Below are 19,722 nucleotides of genomic sequence, written 5' to 3' on the forward strand. Positions count from 1 at the left end.
GTTCATAGCCTGTTATTCTCTAATCAGCGATAAATTGCATTTTGATCAGGAAATGAATATTTAAAGGCGGGGGTGATGATGAAATTACATGCCTTAACGGCGGATATCCATAAGATCAAAGCCGATTCACTCGTCAAGTTCTGTTCTCAGATTGATTTCAGGAAAGATAATTTTCTTGCCGGGCTCGATAAAATCCTGGGTGGGGCGATCGGTTCCATATTCAGGTCGGGTGAGTTTGAAGGCAGGTTGAATCAATCGGTCGTTATTCACACCGGCGGCAGAATTTCCGCCACGCGTCTTATTCTGGTGGGCCTTGGTGCAGGCGATAATGTCGGCACCGACAGCTATCGCCAGGCGGCCGGAACCATCTCGCGCCTGACGGCGATCAGGAAATCAAAAACCCTGGCTTTTCTTCTGGTTGATAATTTGAACGAACACCATGCCTCGGCCATTATGGAAGGATTCCTTCTGGGCGGCTTCCGGATGACGGAGTACAAGACCGGTGATGACAATGAAATCGAACAGGTCGATACTATTTTCATCGGAGGCGAGTCCAGAAGCCATGCCCTGCGGCTGGAAACGGGTTTTCGACGGGGTCAGGTAATCGCCGAGGGAGTTATCATCGCCCGAAAGATGGCGGCGCATCCAGCCAATGTACTTACTCCGGCCAGTTTTGCCAATGAGGCTCGGGCTCTGGCAAGAAAATATCATTTTACCTGCTCGGTTCTTAATGAACAGATGATTAAGAAGGAACGGATGGGTTTGCTGATGGCGGTGGCCCAGGGATCTTTCAACCCGCCTCGATTCGTGGTTCTAAAATATGACGGTGCCCCCCGGAAAGCCACGCGGCCGATCGTCCTGGTCGGCAAAGGTGTGACATTCGATTCGGGCGGTTTGAGTTTGAAAGAGCGGCTGAAGATGGTGGAAATGAAGGGTGACATGCAGGGTGGCGCGGTTGTCCTGGCAACCATAATGACTATTGCCCGTTTGAAATTCCCCCTTAATGTGGTCGGTTTGATTCCCCTGGTGGAAAACATGCCTTCGGGCAGGGCTTATCGCCCCGATGATATAATCACTTCCCGAAAAGGCAAGACGGTTGAGATTATCAGTACCGATGCCGAGGGCCGTTTGATTCTGGCCGATGCCCTTGATTATGCCGACAAATTCAAGCCGCAGGCGGTGATTGATATCGCTACTCTGACGGGGGCGGCTCTGTACGTTCTGGGATATACAGCGGCTCCCGTCATGGGCAATAATAAAAAATTGATGGATGCTCTCCGGGCGGCCTCAATCGCCAGTGCTGAGAAGATCTGGGAAATGCCGATCTGGGATGAATATCGCAACCTGATGAAGTCGCCACTGGCCGACCTCAAGAATTCCGGCGGTCCCCCGGCCGCGACAATCACGGCCGGAGCTTTCCTGGAGAATTTCATCGGGGATTGGCCCTGGGCCCATATCGATATTGCTTACGTTGATGTTGAAAAGGACGGCCGTCCTTATGTCCCCCGGGGAACCAGCGGAGTCGGTCTGCGGCTTCTGGTGGAACTGCTGGCCGGGTGGAAAATATCTTAAAAAAAGCCCCGCTTCTGGCGGGGCTTTTTTGAAGATCTATGTCAGTTTATTTTTTCGACCAGGTCGGCGATTGATTAAGCCCGGTCCCGGTAATCTGTCTTAATCCGTTGCCGGTGATATCGATTATCCAGATAGCCCCATCGGTGGTGGCAAAGGTCAGCCATTTGGAATCAGGCGACCAGGAAACCGGATAAGTCTGCAAAAATTGATTTACTGTCGGTTTGTAAACCAGAAATTTTTCCAAGAAGTCGGGGCTGATAATATATAATCCATGTCGGCCGGTATCGGAATCGACAAAGGCGATCCATTTGCCATCCGGTGACCATTCCGGCGCGGTTCCATTGACGATAACGTTGATTGATTTACCCACTTCACTTTCGGCCAGAGTCTTTTTATCCAGAGCCATGACTACCAGCCCGAGCATCTGAAATCCCTTGTACAGGACTGCCGCATATTGATTATTAGGACCCAGTGACGGCATCAGAATATTCAACTGAGTACTATCGACATCGGAGCGCAGTATCTTAATTGAGCCGCCGGTAGTATCGATAACAGCTGTTTGATAATTGGGCATAGCCGAATTGGCGAATTTAGCATTGATATCCTGTGTAAAGACGATTTTCCCATCTGATGCTCTCCAGTTGGGATAGCGTCCGCCAAGATCATCGGTAATCCGCCGCCACCAGTTGCGATTACCGGCTTTGGCGGAATCCAGGTAGGCAATAAAAATATCATAAACCCGATGCTGACCGCCAAGGAAATCGGGTCCCTTAAGGTCCACCAATCCTTTGCGGGTAAAGGCAATCCGTTTTCCGTCGGGTGCCCATGACATTTTACCATCGGCATTCTGGGCATCGACTACCGCCATCTGGTTTTTGCCATCCCAATCCATAACCCAGAGATTATCACTTCGAATAAAGGCAATTTGTCCGGACGGTGTTCCGATTTTCCCGGCCCGTTCGGCAGGAAGCTTGGCCGGGAATTGAGAATCCTGGGCTGTGACGGTTAATGATAAAACCAGAAGGAATGCCATTGTCAGGTTAATGATTTTTTTCAACGCCTTTTCCTTTCGCTTAGATGTCTGACTTCAGGTCAGACAAGTTACGCCAAAATATCCGGGTGTCAACCGCAAAAAATTACCAGCGGAAAAACCTTTTGATCTGGAATTTACCGCGGGGTCCGGAGAAATCGAGTTCAACGCGGTCATCAGGGTTTTCCGAATATGTGGCATATAATTCTTCTCCCAACGAATTATACGATTTGACCGTGCTGAAGTTCAGATAAAGGTATTCGGCTTCCAGACCGACCACCAGGCCCCAGAGTCCGGTCGGATAATCGAAACCGACCCAGCCGGAAAAACCGGGAGTGGAGCCTTTCAACGGCTCAATATTACTTTCTTCAAAACCGGTACTCAGGTTTATGGAACTCATTCCTTCCCAGAGTTCCCATTTGGTCCAGTAATAGCCGACGCTGCCGCCGAGACGGATCCCCAAGGATTTTATCAGTCCTTCTTCATTGGGCGGATTCATCAGATAGTAATCCACACCACCGGCTATGCCATAGACAGAAATTTCGGATACAAGGTTGAAATCTTCCTGGGTGCCCAACGGGGAGATCTGGAAATCAAAATCCCCGACCGCTTCGCCTCCCATTTTAAGCCAGTAGGCGAATCCGACATTAACAGCCAAGCTCTTAGTTGCCATAGTCCCGATATTGGCCGCAAACTGCTTGGAGCGCCAGATGCCTTCCACAGGTCCGCCCGGATTGATATTTCCATTGGCGTAGGTATGGAACCGGTTGTAATCGGTATTATCCGAGAGTTTGCCGTATGAGCCGGAGATGGTCGCAAAGTAGGTACGATAGCTTTTCTCCTGCTGTTTCTCCGCCTTTTTAATATATCTGGCGATGATTTCATCTTCGGTCTGGGCAAAGGCCGAAGCCACCGCAACAACGGCCAAGACAAGCACCAGAAACGGAATCATTTTTTTGAACATAGATCCTCCTAAAGGTTTTTTTGGCTTTTCTTTGTAAGTATCGGAAGATTGGCGGGAACCTTTAAAAGATTAATTTTCCCGTTTTCTTTATAATTTGATGCAATGTATAAAGTTATGGGATATTTTCGCCGGAATCAACAAAAAAGGGCAGGAAGTGTTTCCTGCCCTTGATGTTAGCATATAATAGCCTATTCGGCGGCTTTTTCGTAAATATGGCGATAATCAATCGAAGATAACTGCCTGTAATAATTATATCTCCGATAAGCATCAGCCTGCGCCTGGTTGAGTAACATGGCGGCTCTTTCAGGCATGCTGGTCTTAAGGGTTCTGAATCGGGTTTCACCATAGGCATAATCGGCATAGGAGATTGACGGCGCCTTGCTGTCAAGTTGGAGCGGATTTTTGCCTTCTTTGGCCAAGGCCGGATTATAGCGATATAGAATCCAGTGACCGGAATCGACAGCCTTTTTCTGCTCATCAAGCCCTCGTGACATATCGAACCCATGAGCGATACAGTGCGAATAGGCGATGATGATCGAGGGACCATTGTAGCGTCCGGCCTCGGAAATAGCCTTAACCGCCTGATTGTGGCTGGCTCCCATGGCAATCTGAGCGATATAGACATTGCCGTACGCCATCAACATCATCCCCAAGTCCTTTTTCGGGAGGGGGCGACCGGCCGCGGCAAATTTGGCCACCGCGCCCATCGGTGACGCCTTCGACATCTGGCCGCCGGTGTTGGAGTACACCTCGGTATCCAGAACCAGGATGTTGACATCACGTCCGGAGGCCATAACATGGTCGAGGCCGCCGTAGCCGATGTCATAGGCCCAGCCATCACCGCCGAACGCCCAGACTGATTTTTTCACCATATAATCGGCGATATCGAGCAGTTTTTTGGCTTCCGGCTCTTTTTTACCCTTGAGTTTACCTTTCAGGGCCGCCACCCGAATCCGCTGTTCCTCGATTCCGGCCTGAGTGGATTGATCCGCCTCGGCGATAGCCTTGAAATCCTCGGGGAATAATTTCCGGGTCAATTCCAGCGCAAAGGTATTCATTTTATCGACTGTCAGACGCATCCCCAGAGCGAATTCAGCATTATCCTCAAACAGCGAATTGGACCAGGCCGGGCCGCGACCGTCGGCCCGAGTGGTGTAGGGGGTGGTTGGCAGATTGCCGCCATAAATCGACGAGCAACCGGTGGCATTGCCGATCAGGGCCCGATCACCAAACAACTGGCTGACAAGTTTGATATACGGAGTTTCGCCGCATCCGGCGCAGGCGCCGGAAAACTCGAATAAGGGTTTGACAAATTGGCTGCCTTTGGTAGTGTCGATATTGTACAGGGAAGGATCCGTTTCAGGAATAGACAGGAAGAAATCCCAGTTTTTGGCTTCCTGTTCCCTCAAAGGAATCTGCGGCATCATGTAGATGGCCTTGCGGTCGGTCTTTTTGCCGTCTTTGTCCTTGCCAAAAGCCGGGCAGGCATGGACACACAGTTCGCACCCCGTGCAGTCTTCCGGAGCGATCTGAAGCGTAAATTTCTTGTCCTTGAACTGTTTCCCGATTCCATCGGTTGATTTGAAAGTTTCCGGGGCATCCTTCAGTGTCTCGGGATCATAAGCCTTCATGCGAATCGAGGCGTGGGGACAAACAATGGAACAAATACCGCACTGGATACAGGCGTTTTCATCCCAAACGGGAATTTCGACGGCGATATTACGTTTTTCATACTGAGTTGTCCCAAGTAGAAAAGTCCCGTCATCAGGCATGGCCGATACCGGAAGACTGTCACCCTTGCCGGAAATAATATTGGCCGTAACGTACTGCACGAATTCCGGGGCATATCGCGGGACAATCGGCGGTTTCTTGAGTTTACTGGTCGCTTGAGAGGGATACTTAACCTGATGGATATTTTCCAGGGCGGTATCGACCGCGGCATAGTTCATCTTGACGACTTTCTCACCTTTTTTGCCATAGGTTTTAAGGATAGCATCTTTGATAGCCGCTATGGCATCGTCTTTCGGAAGAATATCACTGATGACAAAAAAGGCGGTCTGCATGATCATGTTGATACGGGCTCCGAGCCCAAGTTTCTTGGCCAAGGCGATCCCGTCGATCACGAAGAATTTGAGTTTCTTGTCGATAATCTGCTGTTGTACTTCGATCGGCATATTATCCCAGACTTCATCGGGGCCAAAAGGGCTGTTAAGCAGGAAAGTGCCGCCTTCGACAATAGGTGAGAGCATGTCGTATTTTTCCAGGAAAGAGAAATTGTGACAAGCGACAAACTTGGCCGATGAGATCAAATAGGGGCTGCGAATCGGTTTCTTTCCGAAACGCAGGTGAGAAACGGTTATCGCTCCGGCCTTTTTCGAATCATAGACAAAATATCCCTGGGCGAAATTATCGGTGTTCTCGCCAATAATTTTGATCGAGTTCTTATTGGCTCCAACGGTACCATCGGCGCCCAAACCATAGAACAACCCCCGGAAAACATCTTTACCTTCGATATTGAAAGTGTAGTCAACATCGAGACTGGTATTGGTGACATCGTCAACAATTCCAACCGTGAAATGGTTTTTGGGGGTATTGAGTTTCAGATTATCCAGGACCGCTTTGGCCATGGGCGGATTGAATTCCTTGGAACTAAGCCCGTAACGTCCGCCGACAATAACAGGATAATTGTCAAACGGTTTTTTGCCGGATTTCATGGCCTCGCTGATAACCGTCTGAATGTCGATATAAAGCGGTTCCCCGGTGGATCCGGGTTCCTTGGTTCGATCCAGGACCGCAATTTTACTGGCCGTTTTGGGAATGGCCATGAGAAAGGCTTCGGCGGAAAATGGGCGGTACAGGCGGACCTTAATCAACCCGACTTTTTCGCCCTGAGCCGTCAGGTAATCGATCAACTCATGCATGGTTTCCGCGCCTGAACCCATCATGACGACAACCCGATCGGCCTTTGGATCGCCGATATAGTCGAAAAGTTTATACTGGCGGCCAGTTAAAGATCCATAACGATCCATACATTTCTGAACGATTCCGGGGGCCTTGATATAGTATTTATTTACGGTTTCGCGGGCCTGGAAGAAAACATCCGGGTTTTGCGATGAACCCTTAAGGGTTGGATGATCCGGACTGAGGGAACGGGCCCGAAGAGCCTCGATTGATTTGTCATCCATCATTTCTCGGAATACGTCAAAGGGGACATGTTCCACCTTTTGTTCCTCGTGTGAGGTCCGGAAGCCATCGAAGAAATGGACGAACGGAATCCGGCTTTCAATGGAGGCGGCGTGAGTTATGGCGGCCAGGTCCATCACTTCCTGGATAGATCCGGAAGCCATCAGGCCGAATCCGGTGGAGCGGGCGGCCATAACGTCGGAATGATCGCCGAAGATGGAGAGAGCATGAGTGGCCACCGAACGGGCCGAGACATGAAATACCGTGGGGGTCATCTCGCCGGCAATCTTGAACATATTGGGAAGCATGAGCAGTAAACCCTGTGAAGCTGTGAAGGTCGTGGTCAGGGCCCCGGTGGTGCAGGCACCGTGAATGGCGCCCGAGGCACCGCCCTCGGACTGCATCTCAACCACATCGGGAATCGTCCCCCAGATATTGGTTTCTCCGCGCGCTGATTTCTCGTCGGCGATTTCACCCATACCTGATGACGGAGTGATTGGATAGATGGCGATGACTTCACTTAAGGCGTGAGCCACATAAGCGGCCGCCGAGTTGCCATCAATCGTCACCATTTTTTTCTTCTTATCCATTTATATAACCTTTCGCCAATTTATAAAGACCAAATGATTATTTTTTTACGGTTCGCGGTAAAGTGATCCCCCTTTGCCCCTGATATTTTCCTTTCTTGTCCCGATAGGAAACATCACAAATCTCATCGGCACCCAGGAAAAGAATCTGAGCGATGCCTTCATTGGCATAAATTTTGGCCGGGAGGGGAGTGGTGTTGGAAATTTCCAGGGTCGCGAAGCCTTCCCATTCCGGTTCAAAAGGGGTAACATTGACAATAATTCCGCAGCGAGCATAGGTCGATTTGCCGAGACAGATGGTAATGACATCGCGCGGGATTTTAAAATATTCCACGGTTCGGGCCAGAGCAAAGGAGTTGGGCGGAACGAGGACATATCTGGCTTTGACGTCAATGAAAGAATTGGTGGCAAAATTCTTGGGATCAATGATGGAGGAATTAACATTGGTGAATATTTTGAATTCATCGGCGACGCGAATATCATACCCATAAGATGACAATCCGTAGCTTACGCCTTTTTTTATTTGTTTGGCCGAAAACGGCTTGATCATATCGTGCTTAAGAGCCATTTCCTTAATCCAGTGATCCGGCTTTACCGGCATATCAATACTCCTGACCCATGGTTAAAAATAATTACCTATTATACGAAAAAAAGTCGGTCGGGCAAGCCACTTTTGTGGGTTATCTCATTTCAGGATTTGCGCGATCTGACCTTCGATTTCCAGTTCTGAAGATCCGCAATGGTATAACTGCTGAAAACACCCAATAGTTTTTCTTCAGCTTCCGCAAGGACATCGCGAAGCGGGCAATTTTCCGTTTTCTGGCAGCAATCATTATCGTTATCGTTCAAACACCTGATGATATGATATGGGCCCTGGATGGCCTCGACCACTGCCCGAACAGTGATTTCATCGGGAGACCGGTTTAGCGAAAATCCGCCCTTGACACCGCGGTGAGAGCGGACAATCCCGGTTTTGGTCAAATTCTGGAAGATTTTGGCCAGAAATTTCTCCGGGACATCCTCGGCCGTGGCAATTTCGGATAGAGGAATGACCTGGTCCTGATCCTGATTGGCCAGATAAATTACACCCAGTAATCCGTATCCTTCGGCTCTGGTAAACTGCATTTTGGATACCTCATAGTATACCGTTTTGAATCGCTTCAGATTTTTAAAAAAAGCGACCTTGGAAAATAATCCACCAACGAAAAAATAGAAGCAAGAGTGACCAATGTCAACAGTATATTGTTATTATTTTCACAAAACAGAAATCGTTGTTGTTGAGATTCATAATGGTTTGACCGCACGGCCAAAATAGATATATTATACTGTCGCAGGGCGACGTATTTATGGGCAAAACCATCGGAAGTAATGGTCTATGGAATATAATGGATATCTGAAAAATAAAGCAACTTTGACGGCTTATGCTTCCGATGGCTCATTGTATGCCATTACGCCTGATCGCGTAAGATTGGTCGATTCAGCTGAGGCTGTACAAAAGGTTCTTACCGATGCCCCGGCGAGCGGTCTTTCGGTTACCTGCCGGGGAGGCGGTACCGGATTAACCGGGGGAGCAGTCGGGTCGGGGATTATTCTTGATTTCTCCGGCTACAGGGATATTCTGAAGATCGATACCGCGAGTAAGACAGTTCACACACAAGTGGGAATAATATATGATGATCTAAATCAGATTTTAAAAGAATCCCGACTTTTTTTCCCGCCTGATCCTTCCTCAGGCGATTCCTGCCAGATCGGCGGTATGCTGGCCAATAATTCATCGGGTCCCAGATCGATAAAATATGGATTGACCTCGGATTTCGTGGAAGAGATTGAGATAATTAATGCCTCCGGCAAATTGCTAAACCTTAAAAAACTCAAGATTAACGGCCCGGAGTTCTCCGGATTTATTGGAAATCATGGAGAATACGGCCGGGTGTATGATCTTCTTGACAAGAACCGGGATATAATCAGGCAGAATTGGCCGCGAGTTAAAAAAAACTCGGCCGGCTACAATTTATTTCAAGTTGTCAAAGATATCGAACGGGGTATTTTTAATCTCCCGGCCCTGCTGGTCGGTTCCGAAGGAACCCTGGCTATAATACTGTCGGCCCGGCTGAGATTATTGCCGCTGGCCGATAAGCGGTTAACAGCCCGTTTGTATTTCAAATCACTGGTTGAGGCCGGGCGGGCCGTTCCGGATATTCTTGCGGCAGAACCAGCCGGGTTGGAGATTGTCGATGGGGCGACACTTAATCTGATCGGGAGGGATCGGTTCGGAATACCGGAATCGGCGGCAGCCATGCTACTGGTGGAGTTCGATGACAATCTGGAAGAAAAACGGGCAAAATTCCTTGAGTTGGTTTCGGCCATTGATCTGGCCGGGCCGGTGGAATTCGCATCCGATCCGGAAGCGGCCGCGGCTCTCTGGCGGGTTCGCAAGGCCATTGTCCCGACTCTGTACCGTCACCATCCGACCCGGCGTCCGATTTCGCTTGTGGAGGATGTCTCGCTGCCTCCGGAACATATTCCCCTGTTCATTGAATATGTGACCGGCCTGTTTTCAAAACACAACCGGATATTTGGAATTTTCGGACATATTGGAGATGGTAATCTGCACCTGAGGCCGCTATTCGATCTCAATGATCCCGATGATTTCAAGCTGGCCGGGCTGATTTATGAACAGGTGTACGATAAAGTTATCGAACTGGGCGGTTCGACCACGGCCGAGCATGCCGATGGCCGCTTGCGCGCGGGAGTGCTTCGCCGATTGTATGGCGATAGGATTTACGAAATTTTCAGGGAGATTAAAAAAATTCTGGATCCGGAGGGTATTCTTTCACCGGGAGTGATGCTCGGCGAGCGACCCTTTACCGATAATATCGATTTCGATAAGATTAAGCTCTACTGCGCCGCCTGCGGTAAGTGCAACGGCTATTGTCCGGCTTATGATCTTTTCCGCCGCGAAGATTACTCTCCACGGGGCTGGTTGAGGATTTTGCATCAGTCCGGGGAATCGAGAAAAAATCTCGACAAATATCTTTCCTTTTGCCTCAACTGCAAAAACTGCACTATAGTTTGCCCGGCCGGAGTTGATATCGCCTCCGAAATTATGGCCTACCGGGCCAAAAAGCCATCGCGGTTATCAAGGGCGGTTGTGACTTGGACCGACAATGAAACATTGTTGAATCTGTCGCTAAGGATGGGCAAACTGGCGGAACCGATTATAAACAGCGGTCCGGGTAAGGCGGCAGTATCCTTTATGGCCCGGCCGTTTACCGGTATTGATAAATCAATTGAATTTCCTGCCGTCGCCGGAATTCCGCTGAGAAAACGTTTCGCCGATCGACGGGCCGATTCCGGGAAGCTGGGGTTGTTTCATGGCTGTGCCGACAATCTGCTGAAGTCGGAATTCGGCGAGGCTCTTTTCAGGGTTTTCGACCGATTGGGAATCGATCTGGCAATACCGGAGCAGAAGTGCTGCGGTTTGCCGCAGGAGGTGTATGGCCACCGTGACAGCCTGATAAAAAAAGCCCGGTTCAATATCGACCGTCTGAACCGGTTCGACCGCATTATCACCGGCTGTGCCTCATGCCTTCAGAGATTGAAGGAGTACGGAAAATTATTCAATGATAATGATCCCGACCGGGAAGCGGCATTGCATCTGGCGGCGAGATGTTTCGATATCAGCCAGTACCTGAACAGCCGGGGAATAGATTTTTCCATATTTAATTCGGGGCCGGATATTCGGGTCACATATCATAATCCATGTCATCTTCGGGCGGCCGGCCTGCATCGGGAGCCGGAAAGGCTAATAGGCAAATTGGCCGGCGTGGAGATCGTCCATCCTCTTTACGGCGACCGATGCTGCACGCAGTCGGGATCGTATGGTTATGTTCATTACAGGGAATCGAAAAAAATGTTCCGGAAGAAAAAAGACGATTATGAGCGGTTGCAGGCTGATTATATCATGACCTCCTGTCCCTCCTGCCAGATGAAAATCAGGGCGGAACTTGACGGGAACTCCCGAGTCGTTCACCCTGTTCAGATACTGGCGGACAGATTGCGGAATTAAATGACAGGATGATGAAAAAGCCGATGACCGATAAGCAGAACGATGATAAATCCCGGGGACTGCTGATTGTCTATACCGGGGATGGAAAGGGCAAAACTACGGCGGCTCTGGGAATGACGGTCAGGGCAGTGGGCTATGACTGGAAAGTATGTATCATCCAGTTTGTCAAGGGAAGCTGGAAGTACGGCGAGCTGGAGGGAATCAAACGATTGATCCCCAACGTAGAACTGCATGTGATGGGCGAAGGTTTTGTCGGTATTATCGATGACAAGAAACCGATCGAGGAACATCGCAAGGCCGCCCGGGCCGCCTTTGAACTGGCCCTGGAGAAAATTAGATCGAACCAATATCAATTAATCATAATAGATGAATTAAATGTGGCTATTACGCTGGGACTTATTTCACTCGATGAACTTAAGGAACTGGTGGGAGCCCGTCCCGAGAAACTTCATCTGGTTATTACCGGCCGCGGGGCGACCGAATGGTTGGTCGATCAGGCCGATCTGGTCACGGAAATGAAAGAAATCAAGCATCCCTTTAAAAAGGGAATACTGGCTCAACGGGGAGTCGACTGGTGAGAATTGCGATCACCGGGGCCACAGGCTTCGTGGGGCGGCATCTTGTGGCAGCTTTGCGTCAAACCGGACATGAGTTAAGGTTGCTGGTGCATCGGAGAGAAGGAACATCAGAAGAGGATAAAAAAATCGAATACTGCCGGGCTGATGTGCATGATCTCGATTCCTTGATGGCGGCTTTTGAAAAAGTTGATATCATTTATCATCTGGTCGGAATTATCGCGGAAACCAGGCAATTGACTTTCGAAAGGACGGTAGCGGGCGGAACGAGCAATGTGGCCGCGGCGGCCCGGGTCAACGGTACCAAAAAAATTATTTATCTTTCAGCGGCGGGGACATCATCAACGACTATTTCCAAATATTATCAGAGTAAATGGGCGGCAGAGGAATCGATACGGAATTCGGATCTTGAATACACCATCTTCCGTCCATCGGTTATTTTCGGTGAGGGTGACGGTTTTATCAATACCCTGATAAAATCAATCCGCAAATCTCCGCTTGTACCCGTTATAGGGGATGGTTATTACAGGATCCAACCGGTATATATTGACGATTTGACCACGATAATGGTTGCCGCCGGAAAAATATCGAAATTTTCCGGAGAAACTATCGAAATCGGCGGCCCGGAGATTTTGGAATATCGGGAAATATTATCAATCCTTAAAAAGTTATTGAATACGAAGAAGCGTAATATATATTTGCCCATGAGATTGATGAAATTGATGGCGGCGGTTTTGGAAAAGGTATTAAAACCGGCTCCGATTACGATTGATCAGCTGCGAATGCTTGAAATGGGAAATATCTGCGATAACCGTCGGCTGTATGAACTATTTGGTAATCAATTGACAGGATTCGAAGAGGGTTTAAAAAAATATATGGGGAATTGACATGGCCGAAAAAAATTATGAAATAATTATTGTTGGGGGTGGGCCGGGCGGTCTGACGGCCGGATTGTATGGTGCCAGGGCCAACCGGAAGACAATCCTGATCGAAAAATATATGCCGGGCGGGCAGATTGCCAACACTCATGAGGTGGAGGATTACCCCGGTTTTGAATCGATCTCCGGTCCCGATCTCTCAATGAAAATGACCGAACATGCCAAAAAATTCGGACTGGAAATAATCTCGGATGAGGTGACGGAAATTTCGACCGAAGGAAATGATCGACTGGTGGCGACAGCATCCGGCAGTATTTACCGGGGGAAAACGGTGATTATCTCGACCGGGGGATCCCCCAATAAACTCAATATCCCCGGGGAAAAGGAATTCAGCGGTCGGGGGGTATCCTATTGCGCTATCTGCGACGGAGCCTTTTTTAAGGATGAGATTATTGCGGTGGTCGGTGGCGGCGACGCGGCCGTCGAGGAGGGGATGTTTTTAACCAAGTTCGGACGAAAGGTCATTATCATCCATCGTCGCGATCAACTCAGGGCGGCCAGGATTATCCGGGATCGGGCCTTTAAGAATCCCAAGATGGATTTTATCTGGAATTCGGTTGTGGAAAAAATTAATGGCGATGATAAGGTGCGCTCGCTGACATTAAAAAATGTTGAAACCGGAGAAATCTCCGAGCTTGAAGTCGGGGCCATTTTCGTCTTCATCGGTTTCGTTCCCAATTCCAATCTGACCCGCGAGCCGCTTAAAAAGGATGCCGGCGGTTATATCATGACCAATGAAAGAATGGAGACTTCTATTAAAGGGGTATTTGCCTGCGGTGATGTTCGTTCGCAGTTGGTCCGCCAGATTACCAATGCCGTTGGAGACGGTACCACTGCGGCAGTGGCGGCCGAGAAATATCTTGAGGAACTGGGGGATTAGAGCCAGACAATCAGGCATTGAATGTGAAATCGAAAAGACCGCTATTTAGCGGTCTTTTTTGGTGGGGCGTAGTATTTATATCATAATGCATACAATATGTAATCGCCTGCATATTATGAGTTTTTTTAATTTATCTTTTCCTGTTGATCTCGGTCTTTGTCAATTAATTCTTTGCAGGGCAACGCATTAAAATAATTTCAGTAATAATGTTGCAGGCCCGATTTTTTTCTGTTACGGCATACCAGTTGCTAAATTAGCCTTCAGAATTGAACATAATTCGTTAATGAGTTGTTAGAGAATTAGGGAGTGGTGTGTGCTGGTCCAACCAGCCACCTGACGTTAGAGTCGGGCATCCCCCCTCCACCACTCCCTAAAATTTTTAGATCCCATTACATCATCTAATCAAAACAGCCACATCTGCCGATAGGGTATATGTTGGAGTGAAAACAGGCGTTCATTTACAGGTCAAGTCTGAGGGTAGCAGTTTGCTGAATCGCATTTCCACCTTGATATTCATCCAGATAGTCTTCATCTTTTCGGCTTTGGCCTTAATTTTCTATTTTTCAAAAGATGAAGATTCGTATTCCCGGGCCCATATCAATCTCGGGCAGATTCTGGAGGCTTTGGCCAATCAGGCATATCTTCGCCTGGAGATCGAAACAGATTTATTGAATCCTGATTCATCATTGATATCCGAAATAAATAATCTGGTGGCTCAGGGCGAACTGCCGACCAGTGTCAGTCTTGTTTATATGGATACCCTGACCGGGCGGGCCCGGCTGATCAATTACGGAATCACCGAGCACAAGCAGATTTTTACTGATGATGTGAAAAATCCCCTTGGGGAAGTCCTGAAATTATTGCATGCCTCGGGTAAGCAATATATCGTATCCGTCACGGATGACGGGCGGTATCTGACCTATGTTTTCCGGCCTCAAAATGGAAGTGAAAATTATGCTTTGACCATGACGGTCCCCAATATCATGATACAGAAAAGTATTGGAAGTCATGGTTATATTCTATTATTGCTGTTTTTAATTTCGGCCCTGATTTCTCTTTTGATTATTAATCTTATCTTCCGGGAGATAAAAAAGCCAATCAACCTGCTTCTTGAGGGCATAGAAAAGGTTGCGGCCGGACAGGAATTCCGGGTGGTTGAAACGGGGGATAGAAAGATTCGTGGATTAATTTGCGCTTTTAACGAGATGTCTCAGAAACTCAATGATAAAAGGCGGGAACTGGATAAGGCCAATCGGGAATTGATTAAGACCAACAAATCTCTCATAGAGTCGGAATCGATTCTGACGACACTGGTGGATTATTCGCCCGATGCCATTATTGTCACCGATCTGGAGGATCAGGTAATTATTTATAACCAGGCGGCGGCCCGTGATTTCGGATACAATGCCAGCGATATGACAGGGAAGAAAATCACCAATCTTATTCAAATGGCCAGAGATGGTTCGGAGACCGGTTTTGATCGTGAGAATCAGGAAGTACAGGAAATTATCTGCCGTCGGAAGAACGGATTTAAATTTCCGGCCGTAATCGTTCATACGACTCTCGGCCCGGACGGCGGCAGGCCGATCGCGATGCTGTATTTTGTCAAAAACATTTCCGAAAGTCGAAATTACCAGGAAATGATTTTAAAGCTGGATCGAATTGCCTCGCGGGGGAAAATGGCCCGCGATATCGCGCATGAAATCAATAATTACCTGGCCATTCTGCAGGGCAATCTGGAGCTTGTCCCGATGATAATGGCCAAGAACGATATGGATAAAGTGTCGCAGAAATTGAAAATCATGCGTGAAACAGTGGAGAAGATATCCAATTTCACCGATGGTTTGACCCGTTTCAGCGATGAGCAGAGCGGTTTCGAAAAAAGCGATTTGAACCAGTTGGTGGAAAACCTGATCGCTTTTCTTAAACCCCAGAACAAGTTTGATAATACTATTATAACCACCAACCTGTCCGACAGTCTGCCGTTGGTGGAGATAGATATCGCCCAGATCCAGAGACTTCTGGCCAATCTTATCACCAATGCCGCCGAAGCCATGGAAAATATTGAAGACGACCGCTGGATAGTGGTTAGTACATCGATTGATGATTCCCGGGAAAACGCTATAATAAAGGTGGCCGATGGCGGGCCGGGAATCAAGGAAGATTATATTCCCGGCTTGTTCGTCAAACGGTTCAGTACCCGTCGGGAAGGAACCGGACTGGGTCTGATCGCCTGTAAGAGGATTGTGGAATTTCATCGCGGTGAGATATCCTTTCATACCAGTGATGATTCGCAGGCGGTTTTTGAGATAAGAATTCCGATCGGCCGGCTGGATGAAGAAAATACGGAGACCTCGAAATCAACCGCCTCCCAAACGGTTTCCTGATAAGAAATAAATCATTGACCCGCTTTCAAAAAAAATCCTAATTTGATCCCATGCCGGTTATGAATTCAAATACTCCGGCGGGTTCGATAAGAACAAAAATCGTCCTGCCGATAGTGGCGCTGTTTGCAATTCTGCTGTTTGGCCTCACCTATATGGGAATCGAAAAGAGCCGCCGGGACAATCTTCAACTTATCCGGCAACAGGGTTCGGCCCTGCTGGAAAGCCTGATTCTTTCGGCTGATAACGCCATCAAGGCCGGTTCTTTTTTTGATTTGCTGGTGCAGGAGAAATTTTCGGATCTGTCCGCGTTTCTCGAAGAGGATGGTAAACTCAAGGCCACCTCACCGGAATTGGCCGATTTTGCGGCTGATTACGGAATTGATGCCATCCTGGTTTTCGACAGCAGTATGAATTTAAAAGCCTCCGGCGCCCGGGGAGTCTTTGTCGAACTGACGGATATTTACGGGGTGGTGGTTCCCGAGATTGAGGCTCTTCTGGCCGACTCATCGAGCCGCAGTAGTTTTCAGATTCTCGGAGGGGATCTGCCTGGTGATATCTCGCTTTATTATCTGACCAAGTCCTCTGACCGGAAGTATATAATTGCCATGGTTTCCGATGCTCTTTTTTACTCACAGGCCAAGGAAAATGTCGGAATTGGCTATCTGATTCAGAAAATCGCCCGGGAAGTAGGTGTGGAGTACATTATTTTCCAATCGGAAGACGGCATTATTTTTTCATCGCGGAAATTGCAGCCAATTCTCAAAATCGAAAAAGACTCGTTTCTTAAAGAGGCCATCCAGGCCGATACAGTGCTCTCGCGTGAACAGGTATTCGATGATAAGAGAATTCTGGAACTGGTCAAAAGATTTTCCTCAGTGGAATATCCAGAAGGGTTATTCCGTTTGGCGATCTCATTGGAGAAATATTATGATATCGCCGCCGGTTACGACCGCCAGATGATTGTCCTCAGTCTGGTTTTGTTCGCGGTTCTGGTGTTGATAGTCATGTATTTGAGCGGCAAACAGAAACGGATTTATCTGGATCGATCTTTTCAACATATGAAATCGCTTTCCGAAAAAGTTTTCGACAGTATTAATGCGGGTATTATTGCAGTTCATCGCGACGGGACAATCGAGATGGCCAATCGTCAACTACTGAATATTTTTGATATTAAAGAGGATAACATTTCCGGCCGGGCCTGGAAAGATTTCATTTTCGGAAATATTCCCGATTTTCAGAAAGTCCTTTCGGGCCAGGCGGGGCCCGGGGAATTCGAGGTGATCTATACTTATTCCGGCGGTATCAAATATCTCCTGATCAACGCCGGGCGTTTATTTGATCATCGAAATGAACCGGCCGACGTGGTGGCGGTTGTATATGATTATTCAAAAATAAAGGAACTGGAGGAATCCTCTCAGCGACGGGAGCGATTGACGGAACTGGGGGATCTGGCGGCCGGGGTAGCTCATGAGATCAGAAATCCGCTTAACGCCATATCAATTGCGGCCCAGCGTCTGCTCGGAGAATTCGAACCAAAAGAAAATGCTGTCGAATTCCGCAATTTTGCTACCCAGATCAAAGCCGAGGCGGGACGCCTGAATGAGATTGTCACCCGCTTTCTGGCGCTGGCACGGGAGAGGAGACAGGCGGCCGGGAAGATTGATATCAGCCGGGTAGTTGAAGATGCGGCGCGCCTGGCGGCTCTGGCGAATCAGCGCGATGATATCATTATGGCAATAGAAATCGAACCGGGGGTTACAGGCTCTATTGCGGAAGATCGGTTAAAGCAGATGTTGATCAATTTAATCAACAATGCTGTGCAGGCTTGCGAAAAAAAAGGCGGTAAGGTCGTGATTGCATTGAAAAATAAGGGTGGCCGGGCTGTTCTTTCGGTTCGGGATACCGGTCCCGGCATCCCCGATAATATGAGGAAAAAAATCTTTGCTCCATATTTCACCACCCGCAGGAATGGAACCGGTCTGGGTTTGTCGATTGTCCATCAGATTGTCGAAGAGGCCGGAGCGACGATTGAAATTTTAAATCCGGACGGGGGAGGGGTGGAATTCCGGGTGACCTTTCGCGAGTAAAATCGAATCCAAAAAAAAACGGCGGTTTGAGCCGCCGTATTTTTTATCAAAGCAAATCTCGTTTATTTGACATTTTCCTTGACCCATTCGGTACTGACTGATTTCGGACGGGTGATGGGGGTACCCATGGCCCGGTTGATAATCAACTGGGAAAGCATACCCATGGCACGGGAAACCGAGAAGAGGACCGTATAGTACGGGAACTCGGTCAAACCGAAATGGTACAGGAGGGAACCGGATCCGGCATCAACATTCGGCCACGGATTCTTGGCCTTGCCGTGTTTCTTGAGAACTTCTGGAACGACATCGTACACCCGGGCGACCGTCTGAAAGACCGGGCTGTCGGGTAAATATTCCTTGCCGAAGGCGAGGAAGGCGCTGAATCTGGGATCGGTAACGCGCAGAACGGCATGACCGTAGCCGGGTATAACTTTTCCGCTATTGAGAGTTTCCCAGGCGTATTTCTCGATCTGTTCCTCGGTCGGAGCGCCTTTGAATTTCTTCATGGTGTCAAGAACCCAATTGAGACATTCCTGATTGGCCAGACCGTGGAGGGGGCCTGCCAGACCATTGAGACCTGCGGAAACGGCATAGTAGGAATCAGATAGGGCCGAACCGACGGTATGGCAGGTATTGGCGCTGACGTTGCCGCCTTCATGATCGCAATGAAGGGTCAGATAAAGACGGATCAGTTTGGTGAAGACGCCGGTTTTATCCTTGATGCCGAGCATTCGGGCGTAATTGGCGCCCCAGTCGAGGTCCTTCTTGTAGGCAATCCGGTTACCTTTTTTGAAACGCAGACGGTAAACACCGGCGGCGATTCCGGGTAACTTGGCCAAAAGATTGAGAGCATCTTCCATGGTCGGTTTCCAGTATTCGTTCTTGGCCATACCCTTGTTATATTCCTTAACGAATTCAGATTCTTTCTGCATAACCAGAATACCGGTATTCAGCATGGCCATAGGATGAGAATCCTTAGGCATCGCTTCAAGGACACTCCAGACGTATTTGGGGACGGCCGAACGGGCCGCGAGTTCCTTCTGCAGGGCGGTCAGATCCGCCTTGGCCGGAAGTTCGCCGGTACAAAGCAGGTAAAAAATTTCCTCGGGTAATTTGTCGCGCAGGTCCATAATGGGGATACCACGGATAATCAATCCCTTATCGGGATAAACCACCGAGGTGTCGCAAATCATGGCTTTCACGCCGCGCATACCGCCGTAGGCCTGCGCCACGGTGACGTCGGAGATTTTCTTGTCGCCGACCTTTTGAGCCAGATCCTTAAGATCATCACGAAGAACCGGAATCATCTTCGCGAGCTTGTTCTGTAAAGTGGCCATATAATAGACTCCTTTGTTTATTTATTGAAGATAGAAATGAATGTTTGCCGCGCCATATATCTCATAAGCAAAAATAGGCTTCTATTTTAATCCATTCTTTTTTGTTTGTCAAG

The 19,722-nt window shown here is 48.6% G+C and carries 13 protein-coding genes; 7 read left to right on the forward strand and 6 right to left on the reverse strand.

Annotated features, from left to right (window positions below):
- Positions 1-75 precede the first annotated feature (75 nt).
- A complete protein-coding gene (locus JXQ28_14235) occupies positions 76-1,572 on the forward strand; it encodes a leucyl aminopeptidase (GenBank protein MBN2278891.1) in 1,497 nt (498 codons plus the stop codon).
- A 46-nt stretch (positions 1,573-1,618) separates the two neighbouring features.
- On the opposite strand, the gene JXQ28_14240 is transcribed toward JXQ28_14235, so the two are convergent.
- The 5 genes from JXQ28_14240 to JXQ28_14260 form a co-directional block, all read right to left on the reverse strand.
- A complete protein-coding gene (locus tag JXQ28_14240; GenBank protein MBN2278892.1) occupies positions 1,619-2,629 on the reverse strand; it encodes a PD40 domain-containing protein in 1,011 nt (336 codons plus the stop codon).
- Positions 2,630-2,708: 79 nt separating this feature from the next.
- Positions 2,709-3,566 (reverse strand): hypothetical protein, encoded by an 858-nt coding sequence (locus tag JXQ28_14245; protein MBN2278893.1) that lies wholly within the window; start codon positions 3,564-3,566, stop codon positions 2,709-2,711.
- Between the two features lie 188 nt (positions 3,567-3,754).
- Entirely contained in the window at positions 3,755-7,339 is a 3,585-nt protein-coding gene (nifJ, locus tag JXQ28_14250) for a pyruvate:ferredoxin (flavodoxin) oxidoreductase (GenBank protein ID MBN2278894.1), read from the reverse strand.
- A 37-nt stretch (positions 7,340-7,376) separates the two neighbouring features.
- Complete coding sequence (locus JXQ28_14255; GenBank protein ID MBN2278895.1) at positions 7,377-7,937, reverse strand: dCTP deaminase; 561 nt, start codon at positions 7,935-7,937, stop codon at positions 7,377-7,379.
- A gap of 89 nt (positions 7,938-8,026) precedes the next feature.
- Positions 8,027-8,461, reverse strand: a complete 435-nt coding sequence (locus tag JXQ28_14260; GenBank protein MBN2278896.1) for an Rrf2 family transcriptional regulator — start codon at positions 8,459-8,461, stop codon at positions 8,027-8,029.
- Positions 8,462-8,711: 250 nt separating this feature from the next.
- Between JXQ28_14260 and JXQ28_14265 the strand changes: the two genes are divergently transcribed.
- The 6 genes from JXQ28_14265 to JXQ28_14290 all read left to right on the forward strand — a co-directional run bounded on the left by JXQ28_14265 (position 8,712) and on the right by JXQ28_14290 (position 18,272).
- Entirely contained in the window at positions 8,712-11,405 is a 2,694-nt protein-coding gene (locus JXQ28_14265) for an FAD-binding oxidoreductase (GenBank protein MBN2278897.1), read from the forward strand.
- Between the two features lie 23 nt (positions 11,406-11,428).
- Entirely contained in the window at positions 11,429-11,983 is a 555-nt protein-coding gene (gene cobO, locus JXQ28_14270; GenBank protein MBN2278898.1) for a cob(I)yrinic acid a,c-diamide adenosyltransferase, read from the forward strand.
- A complete protein-coding gene (locus JXQ28_14275; protein ID MBN2278899.1) occupies positions 11,980-12,867 on the forward strand; it encodes a complex I NDUFA9 subunit family protein in 888 nt (295 codons plus the stop codon). The genes cobO and JXQ28_14275 overlap by 4 nt, the downstream gene beginning before the upstream one ends.
- 1 nt (position 12,868) lies before the next feature.
- A complete protein-coding gene (trxB, locus tag JXQ28_14280; protein ID MBN2278900.1) occupies positions 12,869-13,798 on the forward strand; it encodes a thioredoxin-disulfide reductase in 930 nt (309 codons plus the stop codon).
- A gap of 485 nt (positions 13,799-14,283) precedes the next feature.
- On the forward strand, positions 14,284-16,185 hold the full coding sequence (locus JXQ28_14285) for a PAS domain S-box protein (GenBank protein MBN2278901.1): 1,902 nt from the start codon (positions 14,284-14,286) through the stop codon (positions 16,183-16,185).
- Positions 16,186-16,244: 59 nt separating this feature from the next.
- On the forward strand, positions 16,245-18,272 hold the full coding sequence (locus tag JXQ28_14290) for a PAS domain S-box protein (GenBank protein ID MBN2278902.1): 2,028 nt from the start codon (positions 16,245-16,247) through the stop codon (positions 18,270-18,272).
- A 62-nt stretch (positions 18,273-18,334) separates the two neighbouring features.
- On the opposite strand, the gene JXQ28_14295 is transcribed toward JXQ28_14290, so the two are convergent.
- Complete coding sequence (locus JXQ28_14295; protein ID MBN2278903.1) at positions 18,335-19,609, reverse strand: citrate (Si)-synthase; 1,275 nt, start codon at positions 19,607-19,609, stop codon at positions 18,335-18,337.
- Positions 19,610-19,722 lie beyond the last annotated feature (113 nt).

The sequence above is a fragment of the Candidatus Zixiibacteriota bacterium genome (assembly GCA_016933955.1).
In the GTDB taxonomy this organism is placed as follows: Bacteria; Zixibacteria; MSB-5A5; order GN15; family PGXB01; genus JAFGTT01.

What these genes read in the sequence shown, in the direction of transcription:
- JXQ28_14290 (MBN2278902.1), top strand. Translation starts at nt 16,245, where the DNA reads ATGAATTCAAATACTCCGGCGGGTTCGATAAGAACAAAAATCGTCCTG.
- cobO (MBN2278898.1), top strand. Translation starts at nt 11,429, where the DNA reads ATGACCGATAAGCAGAACGATGATAAATCCCGGGGACTGCTGATTGTC.
- JXQ28_14245 (MBN2278893.1), bottom strand. Translation starts at nt 3,566, where the DNA reads ATGTTCAAAAAAATGATTCCGTTTCTGGTGCTTGTCTTGGCCGTTGTT.
- JXQ28_14265 (MBN2278897.1), top strand. Translation starts at nt 8,712, where the DNA reads ATGGAATATAATGGATATCTGAAAAATAAAGCAACTTTGACGGCTTAT.
- trxB (MBN2278900.1), top strand. Translation starts at nt 12,869, where the DNA reads ATGGCCGAAAAAAATTATGAAATAATTATTGTTGGGGGTGGGCCGGGC.
- JXQ28_14295 (MBN2278903.1), bottom strand. Translation starts at nt 19,609, where the DNA reads ATGGCCACTTTACAGAACAAGCTCGCGAAGATGATTCCGGTTCTTCGT.
- nifJ (MBN2278894.1), bottom strand. Translation starts at nt 7,339, where the DNA reads ATGGATAAGAAGAAAAAAATGGTGACGATTGATGGCAACTCGGCGGCC.
- JXQ28_14260 (MBN2278896.1), bottom strand. Translation starts at nt 8,461, where the DNA reads ATGCAGTTTACCAGAGCCGAAGGATACGGATTACTGGGTGTAATTTAT.
- JXQ28_14235 (MBN2278891.1), top strand. Translation starts at nt 76, where the DNA reads ATGATGAAATTACATGCCTTAACGGCGGATATCCATAAGATCAAAGCC.
- JXQ28_14255 (MBN2278895.1), bottom strand. Translation starts at nt 7,937, where the DNA reads ATGCCGGTAAAGCCGGATCACTGGATTAAGGAAATGGCTCTTAAGCAC.